The sequence below is a fragment of the Methylobacterium sp. R2-1 genome (genome assembly GCF_014191355.1).
Classification (GTDB): domain Bacteria; phylum Pseudomonadota; class Alphaproteobacteria; order Rhizobiales; family Beijerinckiaceae; genus Methylobacterium.
Genome location: NZ_JACHWM010000015.1, coordinates 1 through 26,494, shown reverse-complemented (window position 1 = coordinate 26,494; position 26,494 = coordinate 1). Strand labels below are relative to the sequence as shown.

General features: G+C 65.8%; 31 protein-coding genes and 1 tRNA gene. 14 read left to right on the top strand and 18 right to left on the bottom strand.

Annotated elements, in window-relative coordinates; all coding sequences use genetic code 11:
• The first annotated feature begins 92 nt into the window (after positions 1 to 92).
• Together FHU13_RS20340 and FHU13_RS20335 are read left to right on the top strand one after the other, a co-directional pair.
• A complete protein-coding gene (locus FHU13_RS20340; protein WP_183437661.1) occupies positions 93 to 674 on the top strand; it encodes a YqaA family protein in 582 nt (193 codons plus the stop codon).
• Complete coding sequence (locus FHU13_RS20335; protein WP_183437660.1) at positions 671 to 1,204, top strand: disulfide bond formation protein B; 534 nt, start codon at positions 671 to 673, stop codon at positions 1,202 to 1,204. The genes FHU13_RS20340 and FHU13_RS20335 overlap by 4 nt, the downstream gene beginning before the upstream one ends.
• Here FHU13_RS20335 and FHU13_RS20330 read toward each other — a convergent pair.
• Complete coding sequence (locus FHU13_RS20330; RefSeq protein ID WP_183437659.1) at positions 1,168 to 1,785, bottom strand: ParB-like protein; 618 nt, start codon at positions 1,783 to 1,785, stop codon at positions 1,168 to 1,170. The genes FHU13_RS20335 and FHU13_RS20330 overlap by 37 nt on opposite strands.
• Before the next feature lie 332 nt (positions 1,786 to 2,117).
• On the opposite strand from FHU13_RS20330, the gene FHU13_RS20325 reads away from it, so the two are divergent.
• On the top strand, positions 2,118 to 3,308 hold the full coding sequence (locus tag FHU13_RS20325; protein ID WP_183437658.1) for an acyltransferase family protein: 1,191 nt from the start codon (positions 2,118 to 2,120) through the stop codon (positions 3,306 to 3,308).
• Between the two features lie 31 nt (positions 3,309 to 3,339).
• Here the strand turns inward: FHU13_RS20325 and FHU13_RS20320 are convergent, their stop codons facing one another.
• Positions 3,340 to 3,762, bottom strand: coding sequence for an EVE domain-containing protein (locus FHU13_RS20320; protein ID WP_183437657.1), 423 nt, complete (start codon positions 3,760 to 3,762; stop codon positions 3,340 to 3,342).
• Between the two features lie 100 nt (positions 3,763 to 3,862).
• Positions 3,863 to 4,888, bottom strand: a complete 1,026-nt coding sequence (locus FHU13_RS20315) for an NAD(P)H-dependent glycerol-3-phosphate dehydrogenase (RefSeq protein WP_183437656.1) — start codon at positions 4,886 to 4,888, stop codon at positions 3,863 to 3,865.
• Between the two features lie 543 nt (positions 4,889 to 5,431).
• Here FHU13_RS20315 and FHU13_RS20310 point away from each other — a divergent pair.
• A complete protein-coding gene (locus FHU13_RS20310) occupies positions 5,432 to 6,907 on the top strand; it encodes a PAS domain-containing methyl-accepting chemotaxis protein (protein ID WP_183437655.1) in 1,476 nt (491 codons plus the stop codon).
• A gap of 2 nt (positions 6,908 to 6,909) precedes the next feature.
• Here FHU13_RS20310 and tsaD read toward each other — a convergent pair whose 3' ends face one another.
• Entirely contained in the window at positions 6,910 to 7,953 is a 1,044-nt protein-coding gene (gene tsaD / locus FHU13_RS20305; RefSeq protein WP_183437796.1) for a tRNA (adenosine(37)-N6)-threonylcarbamoyltransferase complex transferase subunit TsaD, read from the bottom strand.
• Between the two features lie 193 nt (positions 7,954 to 8,146).
• Between tsaD and FHU13_RS20300 the strand changes: the two genes are divergently transcribed.
• The 6 genes from FHU13_RS20300 (at position 8,147) to FHU13_RS20275 (ending at position 15,340) form a co-directional block, all read left to right on the top strand.
• On the top strand, positions 8,147 to 8,860 hold the full coding sequence (locus FHU13_RS20300) for a uroporphyrinogen-III synthase (protein WP_183437654.1): 714 nt from the start codon (positions 8,147 to 8,149) through the stop codon (positions 8,858 to 8,860).
• 156 nt (positions 8,861 to 9,016) lie between these two features.
• On the top strand, positions 9,017 to 11,302 hold the full coding sequence (locus tag FHU13_RS20295; protein WP_183437653.1) for a COG4223 family protein: 2,286 nt from the start codon (positions 9,017 to 9,019) through the stop codon (positions 11,300 to 11,302).
• Positions 11,303 to 11,420: 118 nt separating this feature from the next.
• Positions 11,421 to 12,947 carry a heme biosynthesis protein HemY gene (locus FHU13_RS20290; RefSeq protein WP_183437652.1) on the top strand — a complete coding sequence of 509 codons (1,527 nt, stop codon included), beginning with the start codon at positions 11,421 to 11,423 and terminating at the stop codon, positions 12,945 to 12,947.
• Between the two features lie 169 nt (positions 12,948 to 13,116).
• Positions 13,117 to 13,206, top strand: a tRNA-Ser gene (locus tag FHU13_RS20285).
• A gap of 114 nt (positions 13,207 to 13,320) precedes the next feature.
• A complete protein-coding gene (locus tag FHU13_RS20280; RefSeq protein ID WP_183437651.1) occupies positions 13,321 to 14,658 on the top strand; it encodes a tyrosine-type recombinase/integrase in 1,338 nt (445 codons plus the stop codon).
• Between the two features lie 211 nt (positions 14,659 to 14,869).
• Positions 14,870 to 15,340, top strand: coding sequence for a hypothetical protein (locus FHU13_RS20275; protein ID WP_183437650.1), 471 nt, complete (start codon positions 14,870 to 14,872; stop codon positions 15,338 to 15,340).
• 125 nt (positions 15,341 to 15,465) lie between these two features.
• On the opposite strand, the gene FHU13_RS20270 is transcribed toward FHU13_RS20275, so the two are convergent.
• From FHU13_RS20270 to FHU13_RS20235, 8 genes are all read right to left on the bottom strand, one after another.
• Complete coding sequence (locus tag FHU13_RS20270) at positions 15,466 to 15,690, bottom strand: hypothetical protein (protein WP_183437649.1); 225 nt, start codon at positions 15,688 to 15,690, stop codon at positions 15,466 to 15,468.
• Complete coding sequence (locus tag FHU13_RS20265; protein ID WP_183437648.1) at positions 15,687 to 16,019, bottom strand: hypothetical protein; 333 nt, start codon at positions 16,017 to 16,019, stop codon at positions 15,687 to 15,689. Before FHU13_RS20265 ends, FHU13_RS20270 begins: the two co-directional genes overlap by 4 nt.
• Positions 16,016 to 16,408, bottom strand: coding sequence for a hypothetical protein (locus FHU13_RS20260; protein ID WP_183437647.1), 393 nt, complete (start codon positions 16,406 to 16,408; stop codon positions 16,016 to 16,018). The genes FHU13_RS20265 and FHU13_RS20260 overlap by 4 nt, the downstream gene beginning before the upstream one ends.
• A gap of 409 nt (positions 16,409 to 16,817) precedes the next feature.
• The gene (locus FHU13_RS27910) at positions 16,818 to 17,099 is read right to left on the bottom strand and encodes a hypothetical protein (RefSeq protein WP_246714771.1); all 282 of its coding nucleotides are present in this window, start codon (positions 17,097 to 17,099) and stop codon (positions 16,818 to 16,820) included.
• A complete protein-coding gene (locus FHU13_RS20250) occupies positions 17,099 to 18,088 on the bottom strand; it encodes a DUF6551 family protein (protein ID WP_183437646.1) in 990 nt (329 codons plus the stop codon). The genes FHU13_RS27910 and FHU13_RS20250 overlap by 1 nt, the downstream gene beginning before the upstream one ends.
• The gene (locus tag FHU13_RS20245) at positions 18,088 to 19,068 is read right to left on the bottom strand and encodes a hypothetical protein (protein ID WP_183437645.1); all 981 of its coding nucleotides are present in this window, start codon (positions 19,066 to 19,068) and stop codon (positions 18,088 to 18,090) included. Before FHU13_RS20245 ends, FHU13_RS20250 begins: the two co-directional genes overlap by 1 nt.
• 275 nt (positions 19,069 to 19,343) lie before the next feature.
• On the bottom strand, positions 19,344 to 19,784 hold the full coding sequence (locus FHU13_RS20240; RefSeq protein ID WP_183437644.1) for a hypothetical protein: 441 nt from the start codon (positions 19,782 to 19,784) through the stop codon (positions 19,344 to 19,346).
• A gap of 362 nt (positions 19,785 to 20,146) precedes the next feature.
• A complete protein-coding gene (locus tag FHU13_RS20235; RefSeq protein WP_281411644.1) occupies positions 20,147 to 20,854 on the bottom strand; it encodes a phage regulatory protein/antirepressor Ant in 708 nt (235 codons plus the stop codon).
• A 557-nt stretch (positions 20,855 to 21,411) separates the two neighbouring features.
• Here FHU13_RS20235 and FHU13_RS20230 point away from each other — a divergent pair.
• Positions 21,412 to 21,822, top strand: coding sequence for a hypothetical protein (locus tag FHU13_RS20230; protein ID WP_183437642.1), 411 nt, complete (start codon positions 21,412 to 21,414; stop codon positions 21,820 to 21,822).
• A 491-nt stretch (positions 21,823 to 22,313) separates the two neighbouring features.
• Here FHU13_RS20230 and FHU13_RS20225 read toward each other — a convergent pair whose 3' ends face one another.
• Genes FHU13_RS20225 through FHU13_RS20215 form a run of 3 tightly spaced genes read right to left on the bottom strand, consistent with a single transcriptional unit; the run spans position 22,314 to position 23,810 of the window.
• Entirely contained in the window at positions 22,314 to 22,802 is a 489-nt protein-coding gene (locus tag FHU13_RS20225; RefSeq protein WP_183437641.1) for a hypothetical protein, read from the bottom strand.
• On the bottom strand, positions 22,792 to 23,100 hold the full coding sequence (locus FHU13_RS20220) for a hypothetical protein (protein WP_183437640.1): 309 nt from the start codon (positions 23,098 to 23,100) through the stop codon (positions 22,792 to 22,794). Before FHU13_RS20220 ends, FHU13_RS20225 begins: the two co-directional genes overlap by 11 nt.
• Positions 23,101 to 23,105: 5 nt before the next feature.
• Positions 23,106 to 23,810 (bottom strand): LexA family transcriptional regulator, encoded by a 705-nt coding sequence (locus FHU13_RS20215; RefSeq protein ID WP_246714769.1) that lies wholly within the window; start codon positions 23,808 to 23,810, stop codon positions 23,106 to 23,108.
• A gap of 88 nt (positions 23,811 to 23,898) precedes the next feature.
• Here FHU13_RS20215 and FHU13_RS20210 point away from each other — a divergent pair, with 88 nt between their 5' ends.
• Positions 23,899 to 24,135, top strand: a complete 237-nt coding sequence (locus tag FHU13_RS20210) for a hypothetical protein (protein ID WP_183437639.1) — start codon at positions 23,899 to 23,901, stop codon at positions 24,133 to 24,135.
• A 235-nt stretch (positions 24,136 to 24,370) separates the two neighbouring features.
• Here the strand turns inward: FHU13_RS20210 and FHU13_RS20205 are convergent, their stop codons facing one another.
• The 3 genes from FHU13_RS20205 to FHU13_RS20195 all read right to left on the bottom strand — a co-directional run bounded on the left by FHU13_RS20205 (position 24,371) and on the right by FHU13_RS20195 (position 25,232).
• The gene (locus FHU13_RS20205; protein ID WP_183437638.1) at positions 24,371 to 24,616 is read right to left on the bottom strand and encodes a hypothetical protein; all 246 of its coding nucleotides are present in this window, start codon (positions 24,614 to 24,616) and stop codon (positions 24,371 to 24,373) included.
• 106 nt (positions 24,617 to 24,722) lie between these two features.
• Complete coding sequence (locus tag FHU13_RS20200) at positions 24,723 to 24,989, bottom strand: hypothetical protein (protein ID WP_183437637.1); 267 nt, start codon at positions 24,987 to 24,989, stop codon at positions 24,723 to 24,725.
• Positions 24,990 to 25,001: 12 nt separating this feature from the next.
• Positions 25,002 to 25,232: a hypothetical protein gene (locus FHU13_RS20195; protein ID WP_183437805.1), complete on the bottom strand. Its 231-nt coding sequence runs from the start codon at positions 25,230 to 25,232 to the stop codon at positions 25,002 to 25,004.
• On the opposite strand from FHU13_RS20195, the gene FHU13_RS20190 reads away from it, so the two are divergent.
• Positions 25,231 to 25,455: a hypothetical protein gene (locus FHU13_RS20190; RefSeq protein ID WP_015857488.1), complete on the top strand. Its 225-nt coding sequence runs from the start codon at positions 25,231 to 25,233 to the stop codon at positions 25,453 to 25,455. The genes FHU13_RS20195 and FHU13_RS20190 overlap by 2 nt on opposite strands.
• Positions 25,456 to 25,639: 184 nt before the next feature.
• Positions 25,640 to 26,494, top strand: an 855-nt coding sequence (locus tag FHU13_RS28425; protein WP_183437636.1) for a helicase-related protein, incomplete at its 3' end; no start/stop codon positions are given.

The following is a 26,494-nucleotide window of genomic DNA, read 5'->3' as shown; positions in this document are numbered from 1 at the left end:
AGAGCGAATCTTTTCCGTCCCTGGCCCGACCCTCGCCTCCGGGCCGCATCTGTGCTGAAAGGGCACCGCTTCCCGGACCCCAACGAGGCCCCATGATCCGCCGGCTCTACGAGTGGATACTCGCGCTCGCCGCCAAGCCCTCCGCGCCTTGGGCGCTCGGGGCGGTGGCCTTCGCGGAGAGTTCGTTCTTCCCCGTCCCGCCGGACGCGATGCTGGTGCCGATGGCGGTGAGCCGGCCGGATCGGGTCTGGCTGTACGCGACCATCGCCACCGTCGCCTCGGTGCTTGGCGGACTGCTCGGCTACGCCATCGGCGCGCTGCTGTTCGACTCGGTCGGGCAGTGGCTGTTCAACCTCTACGGGCTGGCAGACAAGGCAGAGACCTTCCAGGCCTCCTACGCCACCTACGGGCATTGGGTGATCCTGCTGAAAGGCCTCACCCCGATCCCCTACAAGCTCGTCACCATCACCTCAGGCTTCGCCCACTACTCGCTGTTCTGGTTCACGCTGCTCTCGGTCGTCACCCGCGGCGCGCGGTTCTTCCTGCTGGCGTGGCTGCTCGGGCGCTACGGCATCGGCATCCGCGCGGTGCTCGACCGGCACCTCAACGTGGTGGCGGGACTGTTCGCCGCCGTGGTGATCCTCGGCTTCGTCGCCTTCAAGGTGATGCTGTGAGCCGCGTCAGCCTGCGCGCCGCCGCGCTCGCCGTGGCGCTCGGCGCCGCGCTCACCGTCGGCGCTGCCCTCGTGTTCGAGCATGGCCTCGGCTATGTGCCGTGCAAGCTTTGCCTGACGGAGCGGGTGCCCTACTACCTCACCGCGCCGCTCGCTCTGGTCGCCGCCCTGCTCCCACCGCGGCCCGCGCGCTTCCTCCTCGGCCTGGTAGCCCTGGTCCTGGTCTACGGGGCCGGTCTCGGCGTCTATCATGCGGGCGCGGAGTGGGGGTTCTGGCCGGGTCCCAACGATTGCGGCGGCGGGTCCGGAGCCGGGCCAGCGGACGTGGCCGACTTCCTGAAGAACCTGGAAACCGTACGGCCGGTCGATTGCACGGCCGCCGCATGGCGCTTCCTCGGACTCTCGCTCGCCGGCTGGAACGCCCTGATCGCGGCCGCCCTCGGCCTCTTCGCCGCGGCGGTCGCAGGCCTCGCTCAGTCTTCCACTCAACCTTCTCAGCCGTCGAGAGGTCCGCACCAGCCGGGGAGGTAGCCGGCATCCGGTGCTTTCGCGAGGCGCAGCGCGTTCTCCATCGCCTCGGTGAAGTCGCGCTCGACCGCCTTCCGCTTCAGGTTGCGTCGGAGGTAGTCCGCCCACAGGAACTCGCTGAACGGCGTCGTGTCCTTGGCAAACCCGCCGGCCCGGCGCAACTCGCCGGCAAGGCTGCGGAACGGGTCGTCGGCGAGATCCGCGATCGCCTTGGGGATATCGTCGAAGCCGACCCGCACGCCGGAGGCATCGTAGGGGTGGACCCAGGACTTGTGGTCCGCCACCGTCCAGAAGGCGTCCTTGTCGAGCTTGTGCAGGTCGGCGACGATGGTCACCAGCACATTCTTCTCCCCCTCTTCCTGCAGGGCGCGGGCGAGGTGGTGGTGATCGATCACGTAGTGCTTCTTCTTGGGCCCGAGCAGCACCGGGATCATGTGCGAGCCGAGGAACTCCGCCTTCTTCTCGGGATCGTGTTCCCGCCAGCGACGACGCTTCTCACTCACCTCGCGGTAGCCCACCGTCATCTGCGTTGGGCGCAGCTCCGCGATCGGCACGGAGATGAGCAGGGGTTCACGTGGCGCCATCGATGTCTCCAATCCTGTTCGAGCCTTGCCCGTGAAGCGCCATGTCGCCGGCTCGGCCCCACACCCGATCCGGGCACCGTGGAGGCGGGCTTCCGGAGGCGTACGGGGGCGGAACGCCGCCATTCTACCGCGAACGTGCGGCCACGCCTCACAGTTGCGCGAGAACTAGGGGCGTATTTTCAGTGTCAAGGTCCGGGAGAGAGCCGGAAAAGGCGAGATATCGGTATTTTAATCCTGTTGTCTCGAGAGGGATCTTGTCGGAAGACAAGTCATACCCGTGTTCACGTGACCGGATGACGGCCCGGCGGCGTTTCTGCGATTGGAAGACAGGCATGGCATCCGACTCGACCGGGAGTGAGCCAGCGGCGGCCGCGCGCTCGCACGCGCCGCGTCCTCTGGTCGGTCTCGATCTGCTCCGCTTCGGCGCGGCCTGCCTCGTCATGCTGTACCACCTCGCCTGCACGGCCTGGATGGTCCCTTCGAGCGAGGCGGCCGCTCTCGTCGGGTCGCCGATCCCGTTTCCGACCTTGCTGCCCGTCAGCGAGCAGGGCTGGGTCGGCGTGCAGATGTTCTTCGTGATCTCGGGCTACGTCATCGCCTACTCCGCCTCGCAGGCGAGCGCGTCGCGCTTTCTCACCGGGCGCATCCTGCGCCTGATGCCGGGCATCTGGTTCTGCGCCACCGTCTCGTTCGGGCTCGCGCTGCTGTTCTTCCCGGAAACCGTGTGGGTTCTGTTCGAGCGCTATGTCCGCACGCTCATCCTGTTCCCGGTTCCGCGCTGGATCGACGGCGTCTACTGGACGCTCGGGATCGAGATCGTGTTCTACGGGCTGGTCTATGTCCTGTTGTGCCTGAACCGGTTCGAACGGCTGGAGCCGGTGGTCCTGGCGGTCGGCGTCATCAGCGCGCTGGCATGGTTGCTGGCAACGGCGCCGGTCTGGCCGGACCTCGACCGGATCATCAGCACACGGATCGCGAAGCTCCTCCTTCTCACCCATGGCTGCCACTTCGCCCTTGGCGTGTTGCTGTGGAGCGCAGTGCGGCGGGGTTTGACGGGGTACCGTGTGGCCGGGCTCGCCGTCTGCCTGACGGGAGCCTTCCTGCAGATCCGCTACGATGCCGGATTCGTGGGCGCCTCGCTCGGCCTCGACCGAAGCCCAGAGATGCCCTGGTTCCTCTACGCCGTCTTCATGCTCCTGTTCTGCCTGTCGATTCGCGTGAACACCGCGCTGACCGACGCCTTCCCCGGCCTCGGGCGGCGAATCCGCGATCTCGGTCTCGCGACCTATCCGCTCTACCTGCTGCACACCTTCGTCGGCGCCCTGACGATGCGGTTCCTAGCGGCCTACGGCCTGCCACCCGCTGAAGCTCTCACAGGCGGTATCCTGGTGGCCGTCGCCGCGTCCCTGCTCGTCTCACGGCGGATCGAGCCGCTCCTGCGGGCGGGGCTCGGTTGGAGCATCGGCGCGGCGGGCGCGCGGCTGCGCAGCCGGAGCCTGATGCCCGGAGCGCTCACCCGCTGAGACGCGGCCGGAACGGCCGACCCTCCGTCGCTCAGCGCTCGACGTAGCCCCCCATGGCGCAGACCTTGGCCCATTCCACCTCCGTCACCGGCTGGACCGAGAGCCGCGAGTTGGTGACGAGGGCCATATCCTTGAGCGCAGCCTCCGCCTTGATCGCGTCGAGGGTCACCGGGCGCGGCATCGGCGCCACCGCCCTCACATCGACCATGCCGAAGCGTCCGCTCTCATCGGTATGGTCGGGATAATAGGGCTTGATGACCTCGACGATGCCGACGACGGCCTTGCCCTCGTTGGAATGGTAGAACAAGCCGCGCTCGCCGACTTGCATCGCCTGCATCTGCTTCTTGGCAAGATGGTTGCGCACCCCATTCCAGAAGGTGCCGCCCTCCCCCGCCTCGACCTGCTGGTCCCATGACCAGGTCGAGGGTTCGGACTTGAACAGCCAGTAGGCCATGGCGCGGGACAGCTCCGTCGGGAAAGGCGCCCTCGCTTATCGAAAATCTGGCCGCGCTTGAAGGGCGCGGCGCTTCGCTTTCAGCCCGTCGGCGGGTCGCTCACGCCGTCTCCGCCTTGAGCGGCCGCGACAGGAGGCGGGTCATCGCCGCATCGACCGTCAGCGCTCCGGCCACCACTGCGGCGACGGCCTCGGCCACGGGCATCTCGACCTCCCGCAACCGGGCGAGGTCGACCAGCGCCTGCGCGGTGAAGGCACCTTCCACGAGCTTGCCGCCCGCAGCCTCCTCAGGCGAAGTACCTTTCCCCAGGCGCTCGCCGAAGGCGAAGTTGCGCGATTGCGGCGAGGAGGCCGTGAGCACGAGATCGCCCAGGCCCGACAGCCCCATCAACGTCTCCGCCCGACCGCCATAGGCGCGGGCGAAGCGCATCAATTCGGCAAAGGCACGGGCGATCAGCGCGGCGCGGGCGCTCTCACCGAGACCACGCCCGGCGACGATGCCGGCGGCGATCGCAAGCACGTTCTTGCCCGCTCCCCCCACCTCGACGCCGCGCACGTCGTCGGTATGGTAGAGCCGGAAGGCCGGTCCCGAGAGGAGGCCGGCGAGTCGCGCCGCCATCGCCCCGTCCGCCGCGGCGAGCGTCACGGCCGTGGGCAGGCCACGGGCGACGTCCGAGGCGAAACTCGGACCCGACAGCACCGCGACCGGCGCAGCATCCGGCAAAACCTCCGCCGCCACCGCGCTCATGAAGGCGTCGCTGCCCCGCTCGATCCCCTTGGCGCAGAGTACCAAAGCGGCGCCGGGCGCCAGCGAGGGCGCAAGCGCCGCGAGCACGCCGCGCAGGGTCTGAGCCGGCACGACGAGCAGCACCGTGCCGGCCTGCGCCAGCGCGGCGGCCTCGGCGGTGGGCCGCACGCCCGGATGCAGGGCGACACCGGGCAGATAGCGCTCGTTGGCGCGGGCCCGCTCCATCCGCGCGGCGGCCTCGGGATTGCGCATCCAAAGCGTGACCGGGCGACCCGCCGCGGCGGCGGCGTTGGCCAAAGCCGTGCCCCAGGATCCGCCTCCGACCACGGCGACGACGTCGTCCCGCTGCTGCGTGCCTGACTTCATGTCCGCCTCCATCAGGATCTTACGGCTCCCGCCCGGTTACAGCCACGGTGCCGACCCGGTGCCGGATCGTCGGGCTCGCGATAACGACCTGTCGGCGGAAGAGCGAGCGCCGATCTGCAATCATCCGAAAATGGACGCTCGCACCCGGCGCACCGCGCTCGATCGGCGGCCTTGGAGCGATGTTCTGCGGACCGGGGTGGAGACAGCATCGACTTGCCACGGCTTGTGTTGATACGGACCAAGGCGCAAAAGTCTTCTGGGTACAACCTCGGACTAAAGAGGGAATTTTCTCGCACTTTCCGCGTGAATACAACTTTCGTGGGTAAGATTCATACAGTCCATGGTCTGTTCTGCATTTTCGATAATTTCCGCGCCGCTTATATTCTTTGAATTAAATGCTGGAGACGAACCGACCTTTTAATACGGCCGGATTGTCACTCGTCGGCGAAAATTAATACGTTGCATACTGATCAAATGGTACAAAATTAACGGCAGATTAGGGATCACATATGTAAAAATCCTTGCCCGACGACGTAATGCCTGGAGCCTTCAGCCGTGGCGATTTTCCATTCCGAGCAAGATTTCATCCTTGCTGCCGTCGACCGTGCTCAAGGACGCATCGAGTTTACGATGGATGGCACGATTACGGACGCGAACGCCAACTTCCTCAAACTGGTCGGCTACACCCTCGACGAGGTGCGCGGTCGCAGGCACGCGATGTTCATGCCGCCGGAACAGCGCGAGACCCCTGAATACAAGGCATTCTGGGACTCGCTGCGCCGCGGCGAATTTCAAGTCCGCGAGTTTCGCCGCATCGGCAAGGATGGCCGGTCGATCTGGATCCAGGGCTCCTACAACCCGATCCTCGACCGACGCGGGCAGCCTTTCAAGGTGGTGAAGTTCGCCAGCGACGTCACGGCCCAGACCGAGCGCAACACGGGCTACGAGGGGCAGATCGCGGCGATCAACCGTTCCCAGGCAGTGATCCATTTCGGCCTCGACGGCACGATCACGGATGCCAACGAGAACTTCCTCAACACGATGGGTTACCGGCTCGACGAGATTCGCGGGCGGCATCATAGCCTGTTCGTCGATCCCGAAGAGGCGAAGAGCACCGCCTATGCCGACTTCTGGAAGTCGCTCGCGAGCGGCACCTATCAAGCCGGCGAGTTTCAACGGGTCGCCAAGGGCGGACGGACCGTCTGGATCTACGGCAGCTACAATCCGGTCCTCGACAGCGAGGGGCGCCCCTGCGCGGTGGTGAAGTTCGCCAGCGACGTGACCCAGGCCGTGGCCGATCGTCTTCGGCGCGCCAACGGTCAGCGCGCCATTGAGGTTGATCTCGGCTCCATCACCGGCGCGATGTCGAATGTCAGCCGTCAAGCCAACGAGACGGCGGCCGCGGTGGCCGTCACCTCCAACAACGTCCAGTCTGTCGCTGCGGGCGCCGAGGAATTTGCGGCCTCGATCTCGGAGCTGAGCCGCCACGCCTCGCAGGCCAAGATCGCCGCCGACGCGGCGGTGACCCGCGCCGAGGAGGCGGGCGGCATCGTCAGCGGCCTGACCGCCACTGCCGAGCGCATCGGCGAGGTGGTCTCCGTGATCCGCTCGATCGCTGACCAGACCAACCTGCTCGCCCTCAACGCGACCATCGAGGCGGCCCGCGCCGGTGCGGCCGGACGCGGCTTCGCGGTGGTCGCCGCCGAGGTCAAGGCGCTGGCGAGCCAATCCTCGCGCGCCACCGAGGATATCGGCCAGCAGATCGCCGCTGTGCAGGATTCCTCGGCGCGGGCGGTCGAGGCGATCCGCGCCATCGTCTCGACCATTACGGATCTCAGCGAGATCTCGATGAGCGTCTCCTCCGCCGTCACCGAGCAGGCTGCCGTCACGCAGGAGATCGCGACCAACATGCAGACGGCCGCCCGCAGCGTGGATGCCGTCCGTCGCAATGCCGATGGTATCGCCCATGCCGCGAACGAGGTCGATCTCTCCGTGCAGAAGGTGACTGCCTCGGCCCGCGCGTTGGCCTGATTTCAGGCAGCCGGTGCGGCCTCGGCGAAGGGCCATCGGGCGCGGGCCGGCACAGTCAGGTCGTCGACGAGGCCGAGACGCAGGCGCTCCAGCCCGGCCCAGGCGATCATCGCCCCGTTGTCGCCGCACAGCGGCAGCGGCGGTGCGACGAAGCTCAGGCCCACCTCCCCCGCCTGCGCGGCCAGAGCCCGGCGGATGGCTCCGTTCGCCGCCACGCCGCCCGCGGCGACCAAAGCCGTGGGGTGCCCGGCGACGCCCGCGAAGGCGCGCAGGGCCACGCGCACGCGGTCCACCACCACGTCCACCACCGCAGCCTGGAAGCTCGCGCAAAGATCCGCCACGTCCTGCGAGGCGAGCGGTTCGAGCCGCTCGGCCTCGATGCGCAGAGCCGTCTTGAGACCCGACAGCGAGAAATCCGCCTGCCGCCGCCCGATCATCGGCCGGGGCAGTGCGAACCGCTCCGGGTTGCCGCTCTGCGCCTGCCGCTCCACCTCGGGGCCGCCGGGATAACCGAGCCCGAGGAGCTTGGCGACCTTGTCGAAAGCCTCGCCGATGGCGTCGTCGATGGTGGTACCGAGCCGGACATAATCGCCCACCCCCTTCACCGCGACGAGCTGCGTGTGCCCACCGGAGGCGAGCAGCAGGAGATAGGGGAAGGCGAGCCCATCGGTCAGCCGCGGCGTCAGCGCATGCGCCTCCAAGTGGTTCACCGCGAGAAGCGGCTTGCGTGCCACGAGGGCGAGGGTCTTGGCCGTGACGAGGCCGATCAGCACGCCACCGATCAGGCCGGGCCCGGCGGCAACCGCGATCCCGTCGATCTCCTTCAGCGTCGTCCCCGCCCGCTGGAGCGCCCGGGCGATCAGCCGGTCGAGCACCTCGACATGGGCGCGGGCGGCAATCTCGGGCACGACGCCGCCATAGGCCGCGTGCTCGGCAATCTGGCTCAGCACCTCGTTGGCGAGGATCTGTCCGCGCTCGTCCTCACCGAGAGTGACGACGGCGGCGGCAGTCTCGTCGCAGGTGGTCTCGATGCCGAGGATCTTCATGAGGGTCACACTGACGTCCACGCATCGTTGCGCGCCGGGGGCCGGCCCGCCTACTCCATGTCTCGCGAAAGCGGGATCAGGCCGCTCGCGAAGACGCTTCTACGAAGACACGTCTACGACGAAACCGTCGATGGATACAGGTGAGGCTCGCGGCCGACGGACGCTGTGGATGGCGAGAGGAGGAGACGAGCGCATGCGGATCTGGGTGTCGCGGCCCGAGCCGGGCGCGGGACGCACGGCGCGGCGGCTAGCCGAGCTCGGCCATATGCCGCTCGTGGCACCCGTGCTGCGGATCGGGCCGGGCGACGGACCGCCGCCCTCCGGCCGGTTCGACGGCCTGATCCTCACGAGCGCCAACGCCGCCGCGCCGCTCGCCTGGGCAGGCCTCCCCACTGCGCCGGTCTTCGCCGTCGGCCGCCGCACCGCCGAGCGGGCCGAGCGGGCGGGCCTGCAACCCGTTCTCTGCGCCGATGGGGACGCCACCGTCCTGGCCCGACTGGTCACGGCGCATGTGAGGCCGGGCGGTGCCCTCCTCCACGCCGCGGGCGAAGACCGCAAGGGCGAGCCCGGAGCGAGCCTCACGGCCTACGGCTACCGCGTCACGACCTGGACCGCCTATGCGGCTCTGGCCGAGGCAGCGCTGCCCGAGCCGGCGCAGCGGGCGCTCGCGGGCCGGGACGGCGCCCCTCCCCTTGTGTCCGCCCTGCACTTCTCGCGGCGCAGCGCAGAAACCGCCGAACGATTGTGCCGCGAGGCGGGTCTGAGCGGAGCGTTTCGGGCGCTGGCGCATTACTGCCTGTCCCCGGACGTGGCCGCGGGGCTGGTCGAGCTCGGCGTTGCGGCCCATTTTGTGGCGGCGCGCCCGAGCGAGGAGGCTCTCCTTGCCGGTCTCGCGGCTTCGGACTGAGCGCCCTCGTCGCGCCCCGCGGGACGACGCGGACGTTAGAGTGTACCGGAGCGTCGAAGAAGGGGCCCGGAAGCGGCTCCGATGGATGACGGCGCGGTTTCGCTCTTTTATGGGAGCAGACTGCGCCGGTGCGGCGGCTGAATGGAGCGAACGCCCGTGACTTCACCCAAGGATGGCCCCAGGGACGGCGCCAAGTCTCCGGAGCAAGGCAAGTCTTCCGAACAGGCCAAGTCTCCGGAAGCGGCCAAGGACGCGATCAAGGATCAGGCTTTGTCCCGGCCCGTCGATCCCAAGGTGACGGGCAAGCCCGCCGAGCCGTCCGCGACCGCCTCCTCCGTGAAGCCCGACGCGACCAAGGCGGGGCTGACCGCGTCCGAACCGGCCAAGCCCGGACCGACCGGAAGCAGCGTGCTCTCCGGCAGCGGCCCGACCGGTTCCGCCGGCCGTCCGCAGGACGCGAAGACGGACGCGCCCGCCAAGCCGGGCGCGACGGGCAGCAGCGCCGTTCCTCCTTCCGGTTCGGGCACCGCCACCGGGCCGATGTCGGCCAAACCCGCCGAGCCGGGAAAGCCGTCCACCGGGTCCGCATCGCCCGCCGCCTCCGGCGCTGCGAACTCCGGTCCTACGGGGCCCAGCGCGCCGTTGAAGCCGGGCACGACCGGCAGCAGCGCCGTGCCGCCGATCGCGGCCGGCACCAAGCCCGCCGATGCGAAACCGGAGGCACCCTTCAAAGCCGGGGCCACCGGCAGCAGTGCGGTAAAGCCGGAAAATCCGGCCTCCGGAAATGCCAAGCCGAATGCGAGCCAGGACACCAAGCCACAAGACATCAAGCCAGATGCGAAGCCCGGAACGGCGCAGGGAGCCACTCGGGTAACGGAGACGGCCTCGCTGACCGACGGTCCGATCCTCGACCTGAAGGCCAAGCGCCTCTCCGACCCGGCGGACTCGGCCCAGCCGGGCGCTAAGCCTGCTTCCGGCAAGGAGGGACCGGGTGCCTCCGCCCCGCCCAAAGCCCCGTCCGGTGATGCGCCCAAGACGACCGCGCAGCCGGCGCCGGCCCGCAGCGGCCCGGGCTTCGGTTCGGTCGCTGCCTCTGGTCTGCTCGGCGGTCTCATCGGCGCCGGGCTGCTCTACGGGGTCACCACCTACCAGAGGGGCGCCGATCCGCGCCTCGCCGCCCTCGACAAGTCGGTCGCTGGCCTTGCCACCAAGGATGCCGTGGCCGGCCTCGACAAGCGGCTCGCTGCCAACGAGCAGGCGCTCAAGCCCTTGCCCGACGCGATTGCCCGGGCGGAAGCGGCTGCGAAGGCCGCGACGGACCGCGCCAACGAAGCGCTGCAGAAGGCGGGTGCCGCTCCGGCCGCCGACGGCTCGGCCCCGGCGCTGGCCGTCCCCGCGGATCTAACGGCCCGTCTCGATGCTCTCGACCAGCGCGTCTCGGCGCTGCAGGAGGAGCCCGGCCGTGACGGCACCGCGGAGGTGAAGACCGCGCCGGCCGCCGATCCGGCGGCCCTTGCGGCCCTCGATGATCGGATCAAGGCGCTCGAAGCGAACGGCTCGAAGACCGCGTCGTCCGATCTCGCCGACAAGATCGCAGCGTTGCAAGGCGAGGTCGCGTCCCGCACCAAGGCCGACGAGGCGGCCGAGGCCGCTCTCGGCAAGCGCGTGGACGAGGTGCAGAAGGCGCTGGAGAGCCGGATCGCCGCGGCGAGCCAGGCCGCACAGGAGGCGACGCAGGCGGGCAAGCAGGCCGCCGACGCCGCCCGGACCCGTGCCGACGAGGCCGTGCAGGGCCTGGAGCGCAAGCTGCAGGACAAGCTCCAGGAGCAATCGGACCGGATCGCTAGCCTCGACAAAGCGGTCGACCAGAGCGCCAAGCAGACTACCGTGCAGTCGGCCCTGCGCATCGTCGCGGCCGACCGGATCGCCTCGGCACTGGAGGCGGGACAGCCATATCCGGACGCGCTCGCCAGCCTGCGCAACCTCGAACCGGCGGATTCCAAGCGCCTCGAGGCACTCGGCCCCTTCGCAGACAAGGGCGCGCCGACCGCGGCCAGCCTCGCGGCGGAGTTCCGCCGGATCTCGGAGAGGATCGCCGAGGCCAAGCGCGCGGCCCAGGCGAAGGCGGCGGCCGAGACCGGCAACGTCAGCGACCGACTGATGAGCATGGCGAGCTCCCTCGTGCAGGTGAAGCGGGTCGAAGGGCCGACCTCGGGCGGCGCGACGTCGGCTTCGGGCAGCGAGACCTCCACCGGGCAGGTCCAGGCTGCCCTCGACCGCGGCGACCTCGCCGAGGCGGCCAAGGCCTACGCTGCCTTGCCCGAGGACGCGCGGGCGCAGGGTGGCGATTTCGGCGACCGGCTCTCGGCGCGAGCCGAGGCAGGCCGCGCGGCGCAAACGCTGCTGGCCGACGCCTTCACCGGCCTGCCGCCCGCGCGCTGACGGGCGGGAGCCTCAACCGATGACGATGAACCAGCCGCGCCCCGCGCGGCGTTCCACCCTTCCACTCTGCCCGGGCCGCGTGCGCCCGCTCCCCGTGCTCCCAAGGAGGCCCTGACCCATGTGGCGCGCCCTCGTCTTCCTGGCCCTCCTGGCCGTCGCCGCCTACGGCGCGGTGTGGATCGCTGACCATCCGGGCACCGTGACCGTCGTCTGGAACGGCTACGAGATCGGCATGAGCCTCGCCATCGCGCTGACCGGCGTTCTGGTGGCGGCGATCATCATCGGTCTGATCTGGGCGATCGTGACCGGCGTGATCGGCCTTCCCGCGAGTATCAGCCGCTCGACCCGCGAGCGCCGCCGTAACAAGGGCTTGGCCTCCCTGTCGCGCGGCATGATCGCCGTCGGCTCCGGTGATCCGCTCGCCGCGCGCCGCCACGCGGGCGACGCCGAGCGCCTGCTCGGCAGCCAGCCGCTTACGCTCCTCCTCAAGGCACAGGCGGCGCAAATCTCCGGCGACCGGGACGCGGCCGAACAGGCGTTCAAGCGCATGGCGGATGATCCGGAAACCCGGGTGCTGGGCCTGCGCGGCCTGTTCGTGGAGGCCCGCCGCCGCGAGGACGAAGGGGCCGCCCGCGCCTACGCCGCCGAGGCTGCCCGGCTCGCGCCGAGCGTCACCTGGGCGAACGAGGCGGTTCTGGAAGCGCAGTGCGCCGACGGCGAGTGGTCCGCCGCGACCGAGACCGTAGAGCGCCGCGCTGCTCTCGGCCTTATGGACAAGCATGCCGCCCGCCGTCAGCAGGCTGTCCTGCTCACGGCGGCGGCACAGCGCCACGAGGCCGGCGAGCCCGACACCGCAATCGAACAGGCGCTCAAGGCGGTCAAGCTCGCCCCGGACCTCGTGCCCGCGGCCGTCATCGCCGGCCGGTTGCTCGCCCGGCGCAACGACCTGCGCAAGGCCGCCAAGATCGTCGAGGCGGCCTGGAAGGCGACCCCGCATCCGGAACTCGCGAAGGTCTATCTCAACCTGCGCCCCGGTGACTCCGCCCGTGACCGTTTGGCCCGCGCCGAGAACCTGGCCAAGCTTTCGTCCTGGGATCCGGAATCGCGCCTCGTGATCGCCCAAGCGGCAACCGAGGCCAAGGATTTCGTGCGCGCCCGCGAGGCGCTGGCACCCCTGGCCGATGATCGGCCGACCGCACGCGTCTGCCGGATGATGGCGCGGATCGAGGCCGCCGAGCACGGGGCTGAGAGCGGGCGCTCCCGCGAGTGGCTCGCCCGCGCCGCTCGCGCGCCGCGTGACGCGGCCTGGGTCGCCGACGGTGTCATCTCCGAGCGCTGGGCGCCGGTCTCGCCGGTCAGCGGCCGCCTCGACGCCTTCGTGTGGAAGACCCCGCCCGAGATCCTGGCCGGTCCCGACGAGGATGACGCTCCGGCCCCGACGGAGCCGGTGGGGCCGACCGAGATCCCGGCGGTGCCCACGCCGGCTCCGGTCACGACCGGCAGCCCGGCCCCCGCGACACCCGGCTTCCTCCAGACCGGTGCTGGTGCACCGTCGGCGCTGTCGACGCCCGCGCCCGTCAACACCTCCGCCAGTCCCTCGCCGGCCCCGCAAGCCGCCGCGGACCGTTCCCGCCGCATCGCGTGACGCCCTGCGCCGCCCGGTCAAGCACCGGGCGGCGGCTTGGCGGCGCACGAGACGTGCATTCTGTGGCATTCTCCGCCTTGCCAGATGTCGGCGCCCCGGCTACAGACCCGCCACCTGCCGCAAGAGACCACCGCCCGCGCCGAGCGCGCGTCGGTCCCCGGTCGGTTCCGGAGGGGTGGCCGAGTGGTTGAAGGCGCACGCCTGGAAAGTGTGTATACCGGAAACGGTATCGCGGGTTCGAATCCCGCTCCCTCCGCCACCTGAAAAATCATATACCTCAGCAATAACAACAACTTAGTGGTCGTTTCTTGACAAAGCGTGCCCCATCAGGGCACGAAATCGTCCAACGTTTCGTCCAACATAGGCCGATTCCGTGGGCGACAGCACCCGGCGACCCCCCTCCCCCGATTTTCTCACAGCGCGACAGGGCATCTGGCACTACGCCCGGCGCGTGCCGGCCGCGTTCGCCGAGGTCGATCCGCGCGGCGTCATCCGGCAGTCCACCAAGATCCGTGTCGTCGACGACCCGCGAAAGGTCCGCGCCCGCCGGGCCGCGCAGAAAATCAACGACGAGCTTGAGACATTCTGGCGTGCCAGTCTCGGCGGGCAGAAGGCCGATGCGCAGGCCCGCTACGATCAGGCGCGGATCATGGCCCGCCGCATGGGCTTCGAGTACCTGGGCGCGGCCGAGGTGGCGCGCCTGCCGATGGATGAGATCCTAGGGCGCATCGAGGCGCTGGCCGAGCCCGGCAAAGCCGACGATCGCGTGGCGGAGGCCGCGGTCCTGGGCGGTATCGCGCCGCCGAAGCTGATGGTGTCCGACCTATTCGGCGAGTTCGAGCGGCTGAGCGCCGCCGAGTTGCGCGACCTGTCGCCAGATCAAAAACGGAAGTGGGCCAACCCGAAGAAGCGGGCGGTAGCGAACTTCATCGCGCAGGTCGGCGACATGGAGCTGACCCGCGTGACCCGGAACAAGGCCCTGGATTTTCGCGACTGGTGGCAGGGCCGCGTCCTCGACGAGGAGATGGATCCGGACACGGCTAACAAGGACTTTGGGCATCTCGCGACCATGTTCCGCACGATCGAGCGCGCCCGCCGGCTCGGGCTCGAATCGGTATTCTCGGAAATGCGCATTAAGGGCGGGAAGAACGGCCAGCGCGTCGCCTTCGACGCTGCCTTCGTCCAGGCGAAGTATCTGGCTGACGGCGCGCTCAATGGCTTGAACGACGAGGCCCGCATGGTGGTCTACCTGCTCGTCGAGACCGGCCTGCGGCTCTCGGAAGCCTGCAACCTCACGGCCGAGACGATTCGGCTCGACGCGGAGGTGCCGCACGTCATGGTGCGCCCGGACGGCCGGCGGATGAAGACCGATCAATCGGAGCGCGAGATCCCGCTTGTCGGCGTATCGCTGATGGCGGCCCAGGCAAGCCCCGGCGGCTTCCCTCGCTACCGCGACAAGGCGGCGTCACTCTCGGCGAACGTGAACAAGCTGCTGCGTGGGCGCGGACTATTCCCCGTGGAGGGGCAGACGCTCTACTCGTTCCGCCATACCTTCGAGGACCGGCTCACCGCAGTGGAGGCGCCGGACAAGGTTGCTGCGGCGCTGATGGGCCATAAGTACCACCGCCCGCGCTACGGCGTCGGCCCGAGCCTGAAGCAGAAGCTCGAATGGCTTCAGCGGATCGCTTTCACTCCGCCGCTGGCAATCTAGCTGTCTACCGCTCGCGCATTTTGCCCGCAACGTCTGCATGGGATAGCTTGAAGTCGTTGAATGTAGTCTGGCAGATATAATGATGCCATTTTTGAGCAGCGCCTCGGCGTCTGAGCATTCGCATGAAGTGATTTCAGCCAGCGAGTGTGCTATTTTATACCCGCCTCAAGAATCAAACTGAGGTCATGACAAAATATCTTTGGAGGCAACAATGGCGTCAGTGAGAGCAGCATTTTTGGCCGCCATGCTCTGCGGCACAACCAATGTCCTGGCCGCCGAAAAATACGAGATCGTTATAGTAAATCGAGCATTTGCTCCTACACCCAATCACGACACGCAAAATTATATGTCTTATATTATTGACAGACAAGAAGATAAAATTTTCAAATGTTCAGCCCACTTTAAATTGGGCCCGCATGATGATCCTTACCCACCGTCAATTGATTGCAGATATATACCTCTGAAATCGGGCATACCCGCATCAGATAAAATTCAAGTTGTTGGAGTTCCAGCCGAAGGGAGATACGTACAGAACTACGTTTCGGCCTTCTGGCAGCTCAATCAAAACGATGGAACACTGGAATTCTGCCAGGCATTTTTCTCATTTCAAATGGGAGTCGAGTCCAGATCCTGCGGCGCAAAGTTTGAACTTGGCAAGAGCCTCCCCAACAATCCACAATGACTTCATAATTTAGGATAAGTCCCGCCTGGTAATTGAAATCCGCAAGAGGCGACGGTTGTGGAACTAAACCGCCCCTCATAGATTGCGTAGCAAAACGTCATCTGCAATCATCGGAACAACAATCACTAGCGCGCCAGAGCCCGTCTAGTCTCCGAAGTGAAGGCTGAAAGAAGCTTCCGCGCCCGATCCCGCGGACGCTCGCGGCGGTGATACTCAGCAAGCTCCTCCTCCAGTCGGTCGAGGATCGGCAGGTAAACCTCTCCCTCGTCGTCCCGCGCGACGAGGTAGGCCACGAGGCGAAGGGCGCGCTCGATGCGCTCAGGCGTGACTGGCTCGCCGCCGCGTCTCACGCCGCATTTCCCTCCCCGCTCGCCGGCCGCGCCCCAGGGTTCTCGCACCACATCGGGTTCTCCCCGGGGGCACCGAAGAGATCCGGCAGCGCGGCCTCTACGACCTGCGTCAGGGCCGTCAGCAGTTCGTCCTCGGCGTACTTCGCGTTGCCCCGAACGTCCTCGTCGAGCACGGCCAGATCCTCGGGCTGGCCGCCGACAATGTAGGCCTCGCCCGAGATGAAGCCCTGCAGCACCATGTCGACGACCATGTTGCCGATAAGGTCGCGCTTCGCGGGCGGGAGACCGTGCCAAGCCGCGACGACGTCGGAGATCGAAGGGATCGTCATGACGGCCCTCCGACCGGATTCGGAATCGCTCTGACAAGCTCCTGCCGAAACTCGCAAAATTGCCTTTCAACGGGCCGAAAAGGGCATGTCGATTCACATGCTAGCACTCGGGCGATGTGGCGTAGGTAGCTGCCCCCTACAGACCAGCGTTCGGTCTCCTCGGCCTCGACGGCATAGCGTTCGACCAGTGCCCGCAGGCCGGCCTGCGTCGTCGGCATGACCTGCGTCAGTTGCTCGAATGCCTTCGTCTCCGCATCGGCCGCAGCATTGGCTCGGCGCATCTGCGCGTCGCTGTCCTCATCCAGGCCGTCGAGGGCGGCGAGGTGTTCGCGCTGAGCCTCATCCGCCGCGGCTATCGCGGCGAAGACCGGGTCCGGCTCGGTGTTCATGGCCGGCCTCCGAGGTGGTCCCACTGTTTCGAGCGCAGGCAGAGCAGGAACAGCAGGGCGATGCCAGGCTTTGAGCGCCCCTCCCGTTTTGCCCAAGCCTTGAAGGACCGCTGACCGAACCGCCCAGGTGCTGGATAGAGGATGGCTCTCGCGGCTTGGACGACGCGTTGCACCTCTGGATCAGCCAGGAGCCGGTCCAAAGCGTCGTGCGACCAGACGCGGCCGAGCGAGTCTACGGTGCCGGCCATGACGCTTTCCCGTCCGCACCGGCGAATGCGGAAGGCTCTCGCTCAGCGGCGCGCGTCCACACCTCCGTGAAGACCTCGGGCGGCAGCACCTCTTCGGCCGCGTCGACGAAGGCCTTTCGCTTGGCATCCTTGTGCGAGGTGACGGGTTCGGGCTGCGTCGCTCACTTCTCGGCTCGCCGAAGGTCGCCGATACGCCGCTGCAAGCCCGGACGCTGCCTGCGCTTCTTCTTAAGGGCTGTCTCGGCTCGCTTGCGCCAGAGCGGACCGTTGCGGCCGTCGTCGAAGGCGAGCTGGTCCTCGATGCCGAGGATCGCGCCGTCGAGGTCGTCGAGGATCGTTTGGCCCTCGGCGGCCGTGGTGACGTCGTCGATATGAACCTCCCTCCCATCGGAGAGGATGACGACGTTGACGCCGCGGATCGGGCGCTCAGTGAGTACGGCCATCATACCGGCTGCCCCTCACGCTTCAGCTTCCGCACCTTGGCAGCGGCGATCTCCTCGCCCTCGGCCGCCGCGATGTTGCAGAACTGCTCGACGAGTTCGTCAGGAACCCACGCAGGCACGTCAACGAGACCGGTAGCGGGCATCTTCGCAGGCTCCTCAGCGCGGGGCATCGCGCGGCGCCCGAGCTTGCGTGCGGCCTTGAACCAGACAGCAGCCAGCCCACGCCACACCGGCACACGGTGCACGGCCGCGTGTTCTTTCGCCTCTTGTTCCGCGAGCTTGCCCGGCGCGAGCTGGATCGCCCGAACCAAGGCATCCCGATCGACCTCGGCGAACTCCTCCGCAGTGACCAGATGTTGAAGCGCCCGGATGTGCGCGGCCGTGACCGGCGCAAGGTTCGCATCGGCGAGGGACCGTAGGATCCACGTAGCGTTGGCTTCCTCTTCCGCCGCCACGAGCGCGCGAACCGCCGCCACGGCGATCGTCGTGCGGAGCTTGTAGACCCCCCCGGCCGGCGGGATCCGCAGGACCGTCACATCGGCGGCCTCACAGATCCGGGCCACGCGCAGGGCGTCCTCGTCACCGGCCGCGACCGCAGCTGCGTGCATCTGCACCGCAGTGATGCCGAGACGATCGCGGTTGTGGCCGATGAAGGCTTGGGCTCGGTCGACCTGCTCCTCGGCCTGGACGACCACGACCGGGATCTCCCCGATACAGCCATGGGTCTGCGCAGCGATGGCCGTATGCTGGCCGTCAATGACCTCCAGCCCCTGCTCGGTCCGTGCCGTCACCGGCGGCTTGAACCGCCGCCAGTCCCATCCCTCGACGATCCGGCGGATCAATCGGATCGACTGCTCCGACAGGTCGCGCTGGTAGGTCGCATCGATCAGCAGTTCGCCCGGTTTCACCCAGACGATCTCCGGCTTGGCGGTTGGAGGCAGCCCAGGCGAGACGCCGGGCAGATCAAGAGCAACGACGGCGCGCTTCATCACAGCATCTCCGACATGGATTGGGATTCGTCTGCGAGCCAGAAGCAGTCGTCGATCGACTTCGCATAGCGAAGACGACTGCCATCCCGGCGGACATTCTTGGATGCCTCGGCAACCGCTACCTTTATCTCCGAGCCTTCCAAGACCATCAGAGCGGTTTCGCTGATGATCTCCATCCGCAGGGCATGGGGCATGTTGGAGGGCACGGCGGCGTAGATCCGCGAAAACAGTTCGTAGCCGTCACTGCGCGGCGAGGCGGTGGCGAGCACCGATCCGGTCGGCAGAGGTTCCACAGGCCTCTGTGAAGCCCTCGCCGCCTTGATCCGGGAATAGCGTCGCTGGTCTTTGTCGCGGAGAAAGGCGCGACCCTCCGGCGTGGCCATGAGCCTTGCGTAGCGGTCGCGGGATTTCTTTGCCGAGGCAGCCTTTCGTGCAGGGTCTTCCCTATCCCTGCGGGCCTTCTCTGCTTCAACGCAGGGATTCCGGGGCCCTGACCGCGGGCAGTAGCGTTGAGGCCTTCCATACCAAAACCGCGTTGGCTTCCCACACGTGATGCAGGTGGGGAGTTCGGCGGGTTGCCATGAGGAAGTATCCTCGGACCTGAACCGGTGTGAGGCCGGCTCGCGGCGCGCCTCCGTTGCGAGGCCGATCACGCCAACGACGAACTGCGGGTTCTCGACGGCGAAGCGAGCCGCGGCACGTTTCGCCAGCGCGTGCGCAGCGCGCTCCGTCTCGAAGGGGCCGCAACGCTCGACCGAAGGGCCATCATCGACGTGCACGTGGCCGATCAGCGAGCGCGTGTATTCGAAGCCAAGGCCAGCGAGCACGACGCGGAAGATCGCCTTCGGCCTAAGGATCACCAAGGCCGGGCTGCAGGGTTGGTCCGCGGGCGCCAGCATTCGGTTGATGGCCCGTTCGAAGCGGACGTTGTCGCTGCGACGCTCGAACTCGGGGGCTCTCCTCGCCGGTGACGTGATCATGACCGGATGCCCCCTGGAGCGCATTCCACCGGTTGCGCGCTAGGCATGGGGGTGCGATTGCGGGACTGGTCCTGCAGCATGGCATTCATCCGATGTGTGAGGTGGGGCTACAGGCCTCCGCTGGTGGTCCAGACCGGCGGGGGCCACTTCGTGTCGCTTTTTATCGCGACGACGATGTTCCCCCAAAAGGGGCATTCGCGTCAACCCCTATCGGGGAAATATTATGCAGGACGGCCTCGCACCTGTCCACAGGAGACGGGCCGCCAACGGGCTCGTCACGCCCCTTGAGCATCCGACCGCGTGGTAGCGCCGGCTTCGGTGGCGAGGCGTGCGACGGCGCCCCAATCCTCGCAACCCGCATACCAAGCACCGAGCAGCTTGAAGCGGATCGCTCGGTCGAGGCTGTCGTCTGGCCGGCGCTGCTCGATCTCGGCGATGACCGCTTCCTGGCCGCGATAATGATGGTCGGCGATCTCATCTAGGAGGTTCGACGACAATGCGTCGGACCCGGCGCACGGCGCGTTGGCCTTGTGCGTGAAGGCGAGCGAGGCGGCTTCGTGCGCCTGGAACAGACTGTGAAGGCCGCCGATGCTGAGCGCGCTCAGGTCCTGCCGGGTGGCATCGCCGTCCGTCAGCATACGCTCGATCGTGTCGTCGTAGCTCTTCCCCCGGACCGCAGCGATGGCGCGGGTGACGGGGCCTCCTGCAGAAGGCATACGGGTGCAATCGCTGGCGGAAGCCATCGGGATCGGTCCTTCGATCTTGGGGGCTCAAACCGGCGTGATACGCGCCGGACTGCTCTCTTGTACGTTCGGCTGCCGGTGCAATCTCATCCGGAAAAGGTTCAATCTCACCCGAGATGACAGGCAGTCTCATCACCGGGCTCGGGGTCGTGCCAGTCTCCTCCAACGGCGAATCGGACCGCGCGGAAGCTGCTAAGTTCTTGGCGTTACCGTCGGGATGATGCCCTGTTCGCCTGCGACAGTCTGGGTAAATCGCCCCCAAGTTTGGGGTAATTTTCACCCAGACTGTCGCAAAGGAATCTGCTAGCCGGCCCTCCGCAGCGAGGCTGCTCAGATCAGCACTGGACGAGAGCAGCAGACTGCTTATCGGACGCTCGGTGCAGTGGCTGGTTCAGAACCTCGGCGAGTTTCACCAGCCCCTTTGCCGTGACAAGCACCCGCGTGGCGACGCGCTCCCGGCCCTCGTTGTCGGTGTAGAGGTGGTCGTCGTGCTCCAAGTAGCCGGAGCGGCGCTTGTCGTCGTAGGCGAGCCAGTTCTTGTTGCCGGCCCGCTTGAAGATCCAGCGTCCGGCCTGCATCCGGGCGAAGAGGGCGTCTCGGCCGGAGCCGAGGGTCTTGGCGGCGTCCGTGATGCACATGGAGCCCTTGGCGCCCTCCAGGCGCTCCAGCTTCTTCACCTGCACGCCCTGCGTGGCGATGATCTCGTCCTTCTCCGCGACCTGCTTCTGGAGATGGTCGAAGACCGCGAGCATCACCTTCGGGTCGGATGGGTCGAGGACGAACCGGGGCTGAGTCTCGCGCGCCTCCAACTCCTGCCAGCGGTCGATGATCGCGGCGCGAAGCTCGACGCTGTAGCCCGAGACGAGGACCAGGCACTCGCGCTTGGGAAGGTCGAAGCAGGGTCGGCTCTCACCGTTGCCTGCTCGGTAGACCGACGCAAAACTGCGCTCGTCTACCCCAAGCTGTTCCAGCATATTGCGAATGTCTCTCATTACATCCGCATGCCGCTTACGAGTGCGGTCCGCAATCTCCCGGCTCGACATCATCAGCGGCATCGCGCTGAGAGTCGCAGGAGAATGGTGGAGTGTGATACGTTCTTGCATCTGCGGCTCCTCATTAGCCGTGGATTTTGAGGCCGTCCGGCAAAGGCGGCCTCGTTCAAGTGGCGGCGGGGCATCTCACTTGGCGGTTTGGGCCCCGCCGCCGGCGAATAATCAAAGGGTTCTCGCCAAGGCTTTTCTATCGATCCCCTATCGTTTCTGGACCTGCCCTCAGTTGATGTGGTCCGATCTCACAGGGCATTCTCTCCACTAGCTGCAAGTCTGCGTATCAGCGCTGAGGCGGGCAAGCCGTTCGCGGCGCTTGTGCACGTTTGCGACCATGAGGATCGGGCGCATACCTCTGATGATGAGCTACCTTGGTGTGACGGAAAACGGCGGCGTCGGCAGCGTGCCGTTAGATCGCTCTTCGAAGACACTCTATCGCAGCAACTTTCGTGGTGCCTGTTGGTCAACTTGTGCCACTTGGGCATCAGGCACACAATGCATTGACGCTGTCAAGCCGTCTTGTGCCGGTTGTGCCAGATAGGTATGGTCCAGCTATGTCTGATGAACTCAAAGACCAGCGCATACCTATAATGATGGCTCCGTCCGAGGTCCGGGCAGTCGACGAATGGATGTTTGCCAGCCGCCTTAAGTCACGAGCTGAAGCGATACGGCAGTTAATACAAAAGGGGTTATTGTATGATGCTTCATACGCAGTTTCATTGGCTGCGAACGAACTAATCCTGGCTTTTTCAGAAGGAGAAGTGCCAACAGAAAAATTTGAAAATTGGAAAAAAGCTGTTGAAGAAGAATCAAAAGCTTATCATGCCCAGTCGGAGCGGCTTAAGACTAATATCGCACACTATGCGACTATTATACAAAACATCTTGGACAATCCAGATGCGGCAGACGAAGTGAAGAATAAACTTCGTGCGGCGTTGCGGGATGAGGACCACAAACAACGATAGATGGCGGAGCTAGGGGCAATGTTTCGTAATATATAGGTCGTTCAATCTGGTCGGGAGGCAGCACAAATGGAAAAGAGTATGCCGGCAATAGCTGGGTATGTCCGCTCCGGTCCTACTCACATCGGTGCCAATTGGAAATTTGAAGTTATAAGCGAAGAAGTGCGTGTTGGACTTGTCGAAATAGAAACGGCTGATGGGCCTGTCTTTGTCGGACTGAACCGTACAGACTCCGAGCGTCTTCTAAGGTAAATAGAGCTATTTTTGACTGACTTCACGTCGGAACAAGCCCCTTCATGAGAGACGGTCATTCCAAGCGCGACGTCGGTGACCGACGCTGCGAGGCTCGATTGTCCCCACTGTGACGGCGCAGGCTCCGTGCTGTCATAGTTCCATGCATGCACTCTAGACCCACTGGCCTATGATTTAGTAGAAAGTGGGCAGATATTTTCGCAGTTTTTGCTGCTTTAAAGCAGTATGCGGGGCTGCCTTTCCTATTGCGGGGGTGATGATTTTGGCGGCGAGTTTTTTTCAGCCTGCTCTTTGACAACAGACGAAACAACATCTCGTACTGACATACCACGGCCGAAAATTGCATCCCCGTATGTAACTATCGCCATCAGCAGAGCCGCTAACGCAATGGCAGTCGAAAATACAGTAACAATTATTGTTGTTCTAGTTGATCGATAGTCTTGGCGAACTTCATCTCGTAGGGCTCGCGCCTCTTCCCGGGCTGTTGAAAGACTATTAGCCGTAGCGCTGAGACTATCTATAATTCTGTCAAGTTTGCCATTTAATTCGATGAAACGAGCCTCCCCGCGCGCCTCCGCAGCCTCGAGCTTTAGGTCAGTGTATTCCCTATCCGTAGCCATGCGACTGTCGGCCTTCGCAGTTTCAACTTCTAAGATGTGCTTGCCCCGGCGAACATGATCACGCAAGGTAGCAAATTCGAGCGATCTGTCCACTACGGTTTCATCGATCATTATTCTTCACCTTGTCGGCAATGCTGTATATAAATTCGTTCGATGCCCGTATTGATACGTCTATATACTTGTGGGCGACGGTTACGTGCTTTAGTAGATGCTCCTGATCGCCATGTGCCATTGCTGCATTCACGGCTGCCATAATGGACGTTTGTGCGTTGTATATAGATCTTGCTAAAAGCAGAACGTCCTTAACTGTTAACGTGACTTCGAGCTCTTCCATCTTGGATAGTTCTTCGACGGTCAAGTTGTATCTTGAATCTTGGGATGCTCTATTTTGGTTGTCATCTTCGCTCATAATCGTCAGATACCTATAAGTTCAGGCCATGGTATAATTCGATGCACCCGGACAACATTATTCTCGTTGATCGGATCTAGTTGCTTCGGCGGGCTGTGTTGCTCCAGCCGGAGCTGGCCGCCGCCACGGCTGACAAGGCGCTTCACGAAGGCCGGTCCCGGCTCGCCGTCACGCTCGCCCCGTAGCTCGACCACGACGTAATCGCGCGGCGCCGGCCGGCGGTGAGGGTCAACGTAGATCGGGCTGCCATCCTCGTAGGCTGGCGCGACGCTGTCTCCGACGAGATAGACGACGTAGACGTCCTTGCGGTTGGCAATGCCGGGTGGCCGCGGCACATGGTCGATGACTTGGCCGTTGAAGCTGAAGTCGCCGCCGTCGCCGCCCGAGCCGGTGCCGTAGACCGGAACATCCGGCGGCCCCCTGAAGACGCTCGGGTTTACCGCTTCAGCCTGATCGGGGATGGCCACGTTCGGCTGCGGAAGCGGCGAGGCAGGTGTTTGCCTCTCACGGTCAGTGCTGGCCCCCTCGCCGATGACACGGCTGGGCAACACCGCGAACGCCCTGGCAGCCAACGCGATGGTTCGCTCGGTCAGGCCGCGCTCGCCACGCTCAAGCTTGATGAACTGCCCGCGCGACACACCCATTGCGGCGGCCGCCTCCTCGTGCGTCCAGCCGCGCTCAAGCCTGAGTTCTCGAAGGGCGTTCCCCATGAGGGGAGAGATGCCCCGGATCGAGCCCGCTTGTCCTGTCCCTTTCTGGGGTTGACTATGTTTCCCTTTAGGGGAAAGATGGCGACCTATGAAGCTCATCGATTACATGCGCGCCGAGCGGCTGGACGACGTGACCATGGCACTGCGCGTCGGTGGGATCGCCCAGCACTGCATCCGCAAGCTCAAATACGGCGAGCGCGGCCCCTCGATCGAGACGGCCATCCGCATCCACGAAGTCACCTCCGGCTCCGTAGGGCTGAGCGATTGGGCGAGGAAGCGTGTGCCCTGCGCTTCTACGGTCTCCGAGCCTCGGAGCGCTGCATGAGCGCTTCATCTTCCATGACGCGCCGCAGGGTGCCGGCTTCCTCCTCGCCGCTAGCGGAAGGGGTGTCATTCGAACCCACGGAGAGGTTCCTCCGGTCCTCTTTGGCGGAGAGGGGGAGCGTCGAACCTCCGAGGGCTCGCGCTGGTGGTACGGTTCCCCTCAGCTCCACCGAACCCAGGCCAGCCTTCCGTAGGGATGCGGGTTCGCCGCACGTCCCGCGCTGCCCGGATGTCTGTCAGCCTTCGCTTGCCGCTGCTCCGATTCGGTGGCGCACGCTGTCTGCGATACGCACCATCTCTGCACCTACCTTCTGCGTCAGTTCGAGGTTGCTTGAGGCTCGCAGCCTTGTCGAGAGCAGCAAAATCCGTTCTGCAACCTCAGCTTTTGGGATTTTATTGAATTCATCAAGAGCTTCGACGAGCGTTACAACTACGATTTCCAAGGCAAGTACCTGCGACGTCAAAGTCTCCTCGTCACGCATGGTCGCTTCCAATACCCTGAGTGAAACTCATGGTAGCAAGAGCGCCTTTGGAGTCGAGAATGTTCCCCGCTTCCATCCCTCCGATTACGGAGATTTGACCGCAGGTTCACGCGGCAGGCGTGCTCCCACCCCAGCCCGCGCTCTGCTCAGCCAGTGCAGCGAATGCCCGACGCATCTCCGCCATCGCGCGCGGCACGACCTCCAGCGTCGTCACATCCTTCACGTCGAAGGTGACGTGCACCTCCAGGGAGCAGTTCGGCCGGGCGCAGTTGAAGCGCACCTCGAAGGTCTCGATCGCGCCGTTGCCGTCGACCTCCAACTCGCGGTCGACGCTCTCCAGTTCGACCACGAACATCTCGTCATTCTCCGACATCTCGCCCACCCCTCAAGCGCCCAGGCGGATCAAGGCCCGGCCGACCGTGCCGAGCAGCATCGCCGCCTCGGTCCCGCCCGGCGTGCGTCCGTGCTCGTCGAGGCGGTTCGCCAGCCGTTCCAGCACCGCGTCGCGGTCCAGGCCCGGCATCACGCCCACCAGATCCACCATCATGATCGCCAGCGCTTCGCCGAGCGGCTTCAGCCCCGGCGCCGCGCCGTCGGGCGGAGGTGACGCCGCCATGTGGCTCAAGGACTGGATGACTCGCGAGGGCCTGTCGGACGCCGAGATGGCCGGGCGCATCGGCGAGATCTCGGCCGAGGGCGTGCGCAAGCTCCGGTTCCGGACGCGTGGGCCGTCCATCCGTGTCGCGGCTCGGATCGAGGCGGTGACGGCTGGTGCCGTGCGTGCCGTCGATCTGGAGCCGGTGAAGCGTCCTGTCCGTGCGGAAGAGGTTTCGGCATGACCGGCACGTCCGCCCTGTTCCCTCCGGCCTATGCTGGTGTCCCCATCGGTGAACCGACGACCGCCCGTTCCTGCCAGAGCATCGCGGCCGTCGGCTCCCGTTTCCTCGTGACCACCCGTTTCGTGCCTCACCTGCTGGTCTCCCGTCGTCGTGGTCGATCTGTTTCGACCATGGGAGGCTTTGCGTGTCTGGCAAAAATCTCTTGCAGCGGATGACGATCGTGAATGCCGCCCTGAGCAATCGAGCTGTCCTAGCCCGCGATCTCGCGCAATGGCTGGAGGATCGGGAGGCCTCCTCGGGCGCCTCCCGCACCATCGCCCGTGCGGCTCTGGAGCGGCGGCACGGCATTCCCCGCGGGGTATTCTGGTCTGCTCGTCACCGTGTCCGGGAGAGCCTGGGCCGGTGGCTGGACCATCTGATTGAGGCACGCGTCCAAGCCGTTCGGAGTGAAGTGCATGAGCTTGAGACGACGCTGGCGGCTGCTCGGGCTCTTGGTCGATCTGATCTCGAATCTGAGATCGCGGCGGCGGAGGCTGATCTCGCGCATGCGCGGGAACGCCTCTACGCGCCCTCGCACCCCGATCTGGCCGGCGTCCGCACCGTGGCCGGCGACTACCACGAGGGCGACCTCAGCAAGGCGATGAACAAGCCCGAACTGGTGGCCGACGTGGTGACGACGTGGCGCCAGCAGGGGGAGAACCGCCCGACCTTCGTATTCGCCGTCGATCGTGCTCACGCCAAGCGCTTGCAGACCGAGTTCGAGGGCGCCGGCATCTCCTGCGGCTACATCGACGCCTACACGAAGCCTGATGAGCGCGAGACCCTGTTCCGGCGTTTCACGGCCGGCGAGGTGCGGGTCATTGCCAGCGTCGGCTGCCTGACGACCGGTGTGGATCTGGACGTGCGCTGCATCGTTCTGGCTCGGCCCACGCAATCCGAAATGCTGTTCGTGCAGATCATCGGGCGGGGCCTACGGATGCCGGAGCCGCACCCGATCTTCGGTCCGAAATCCGATTGCAAGATTCTCGATCACAGCGAC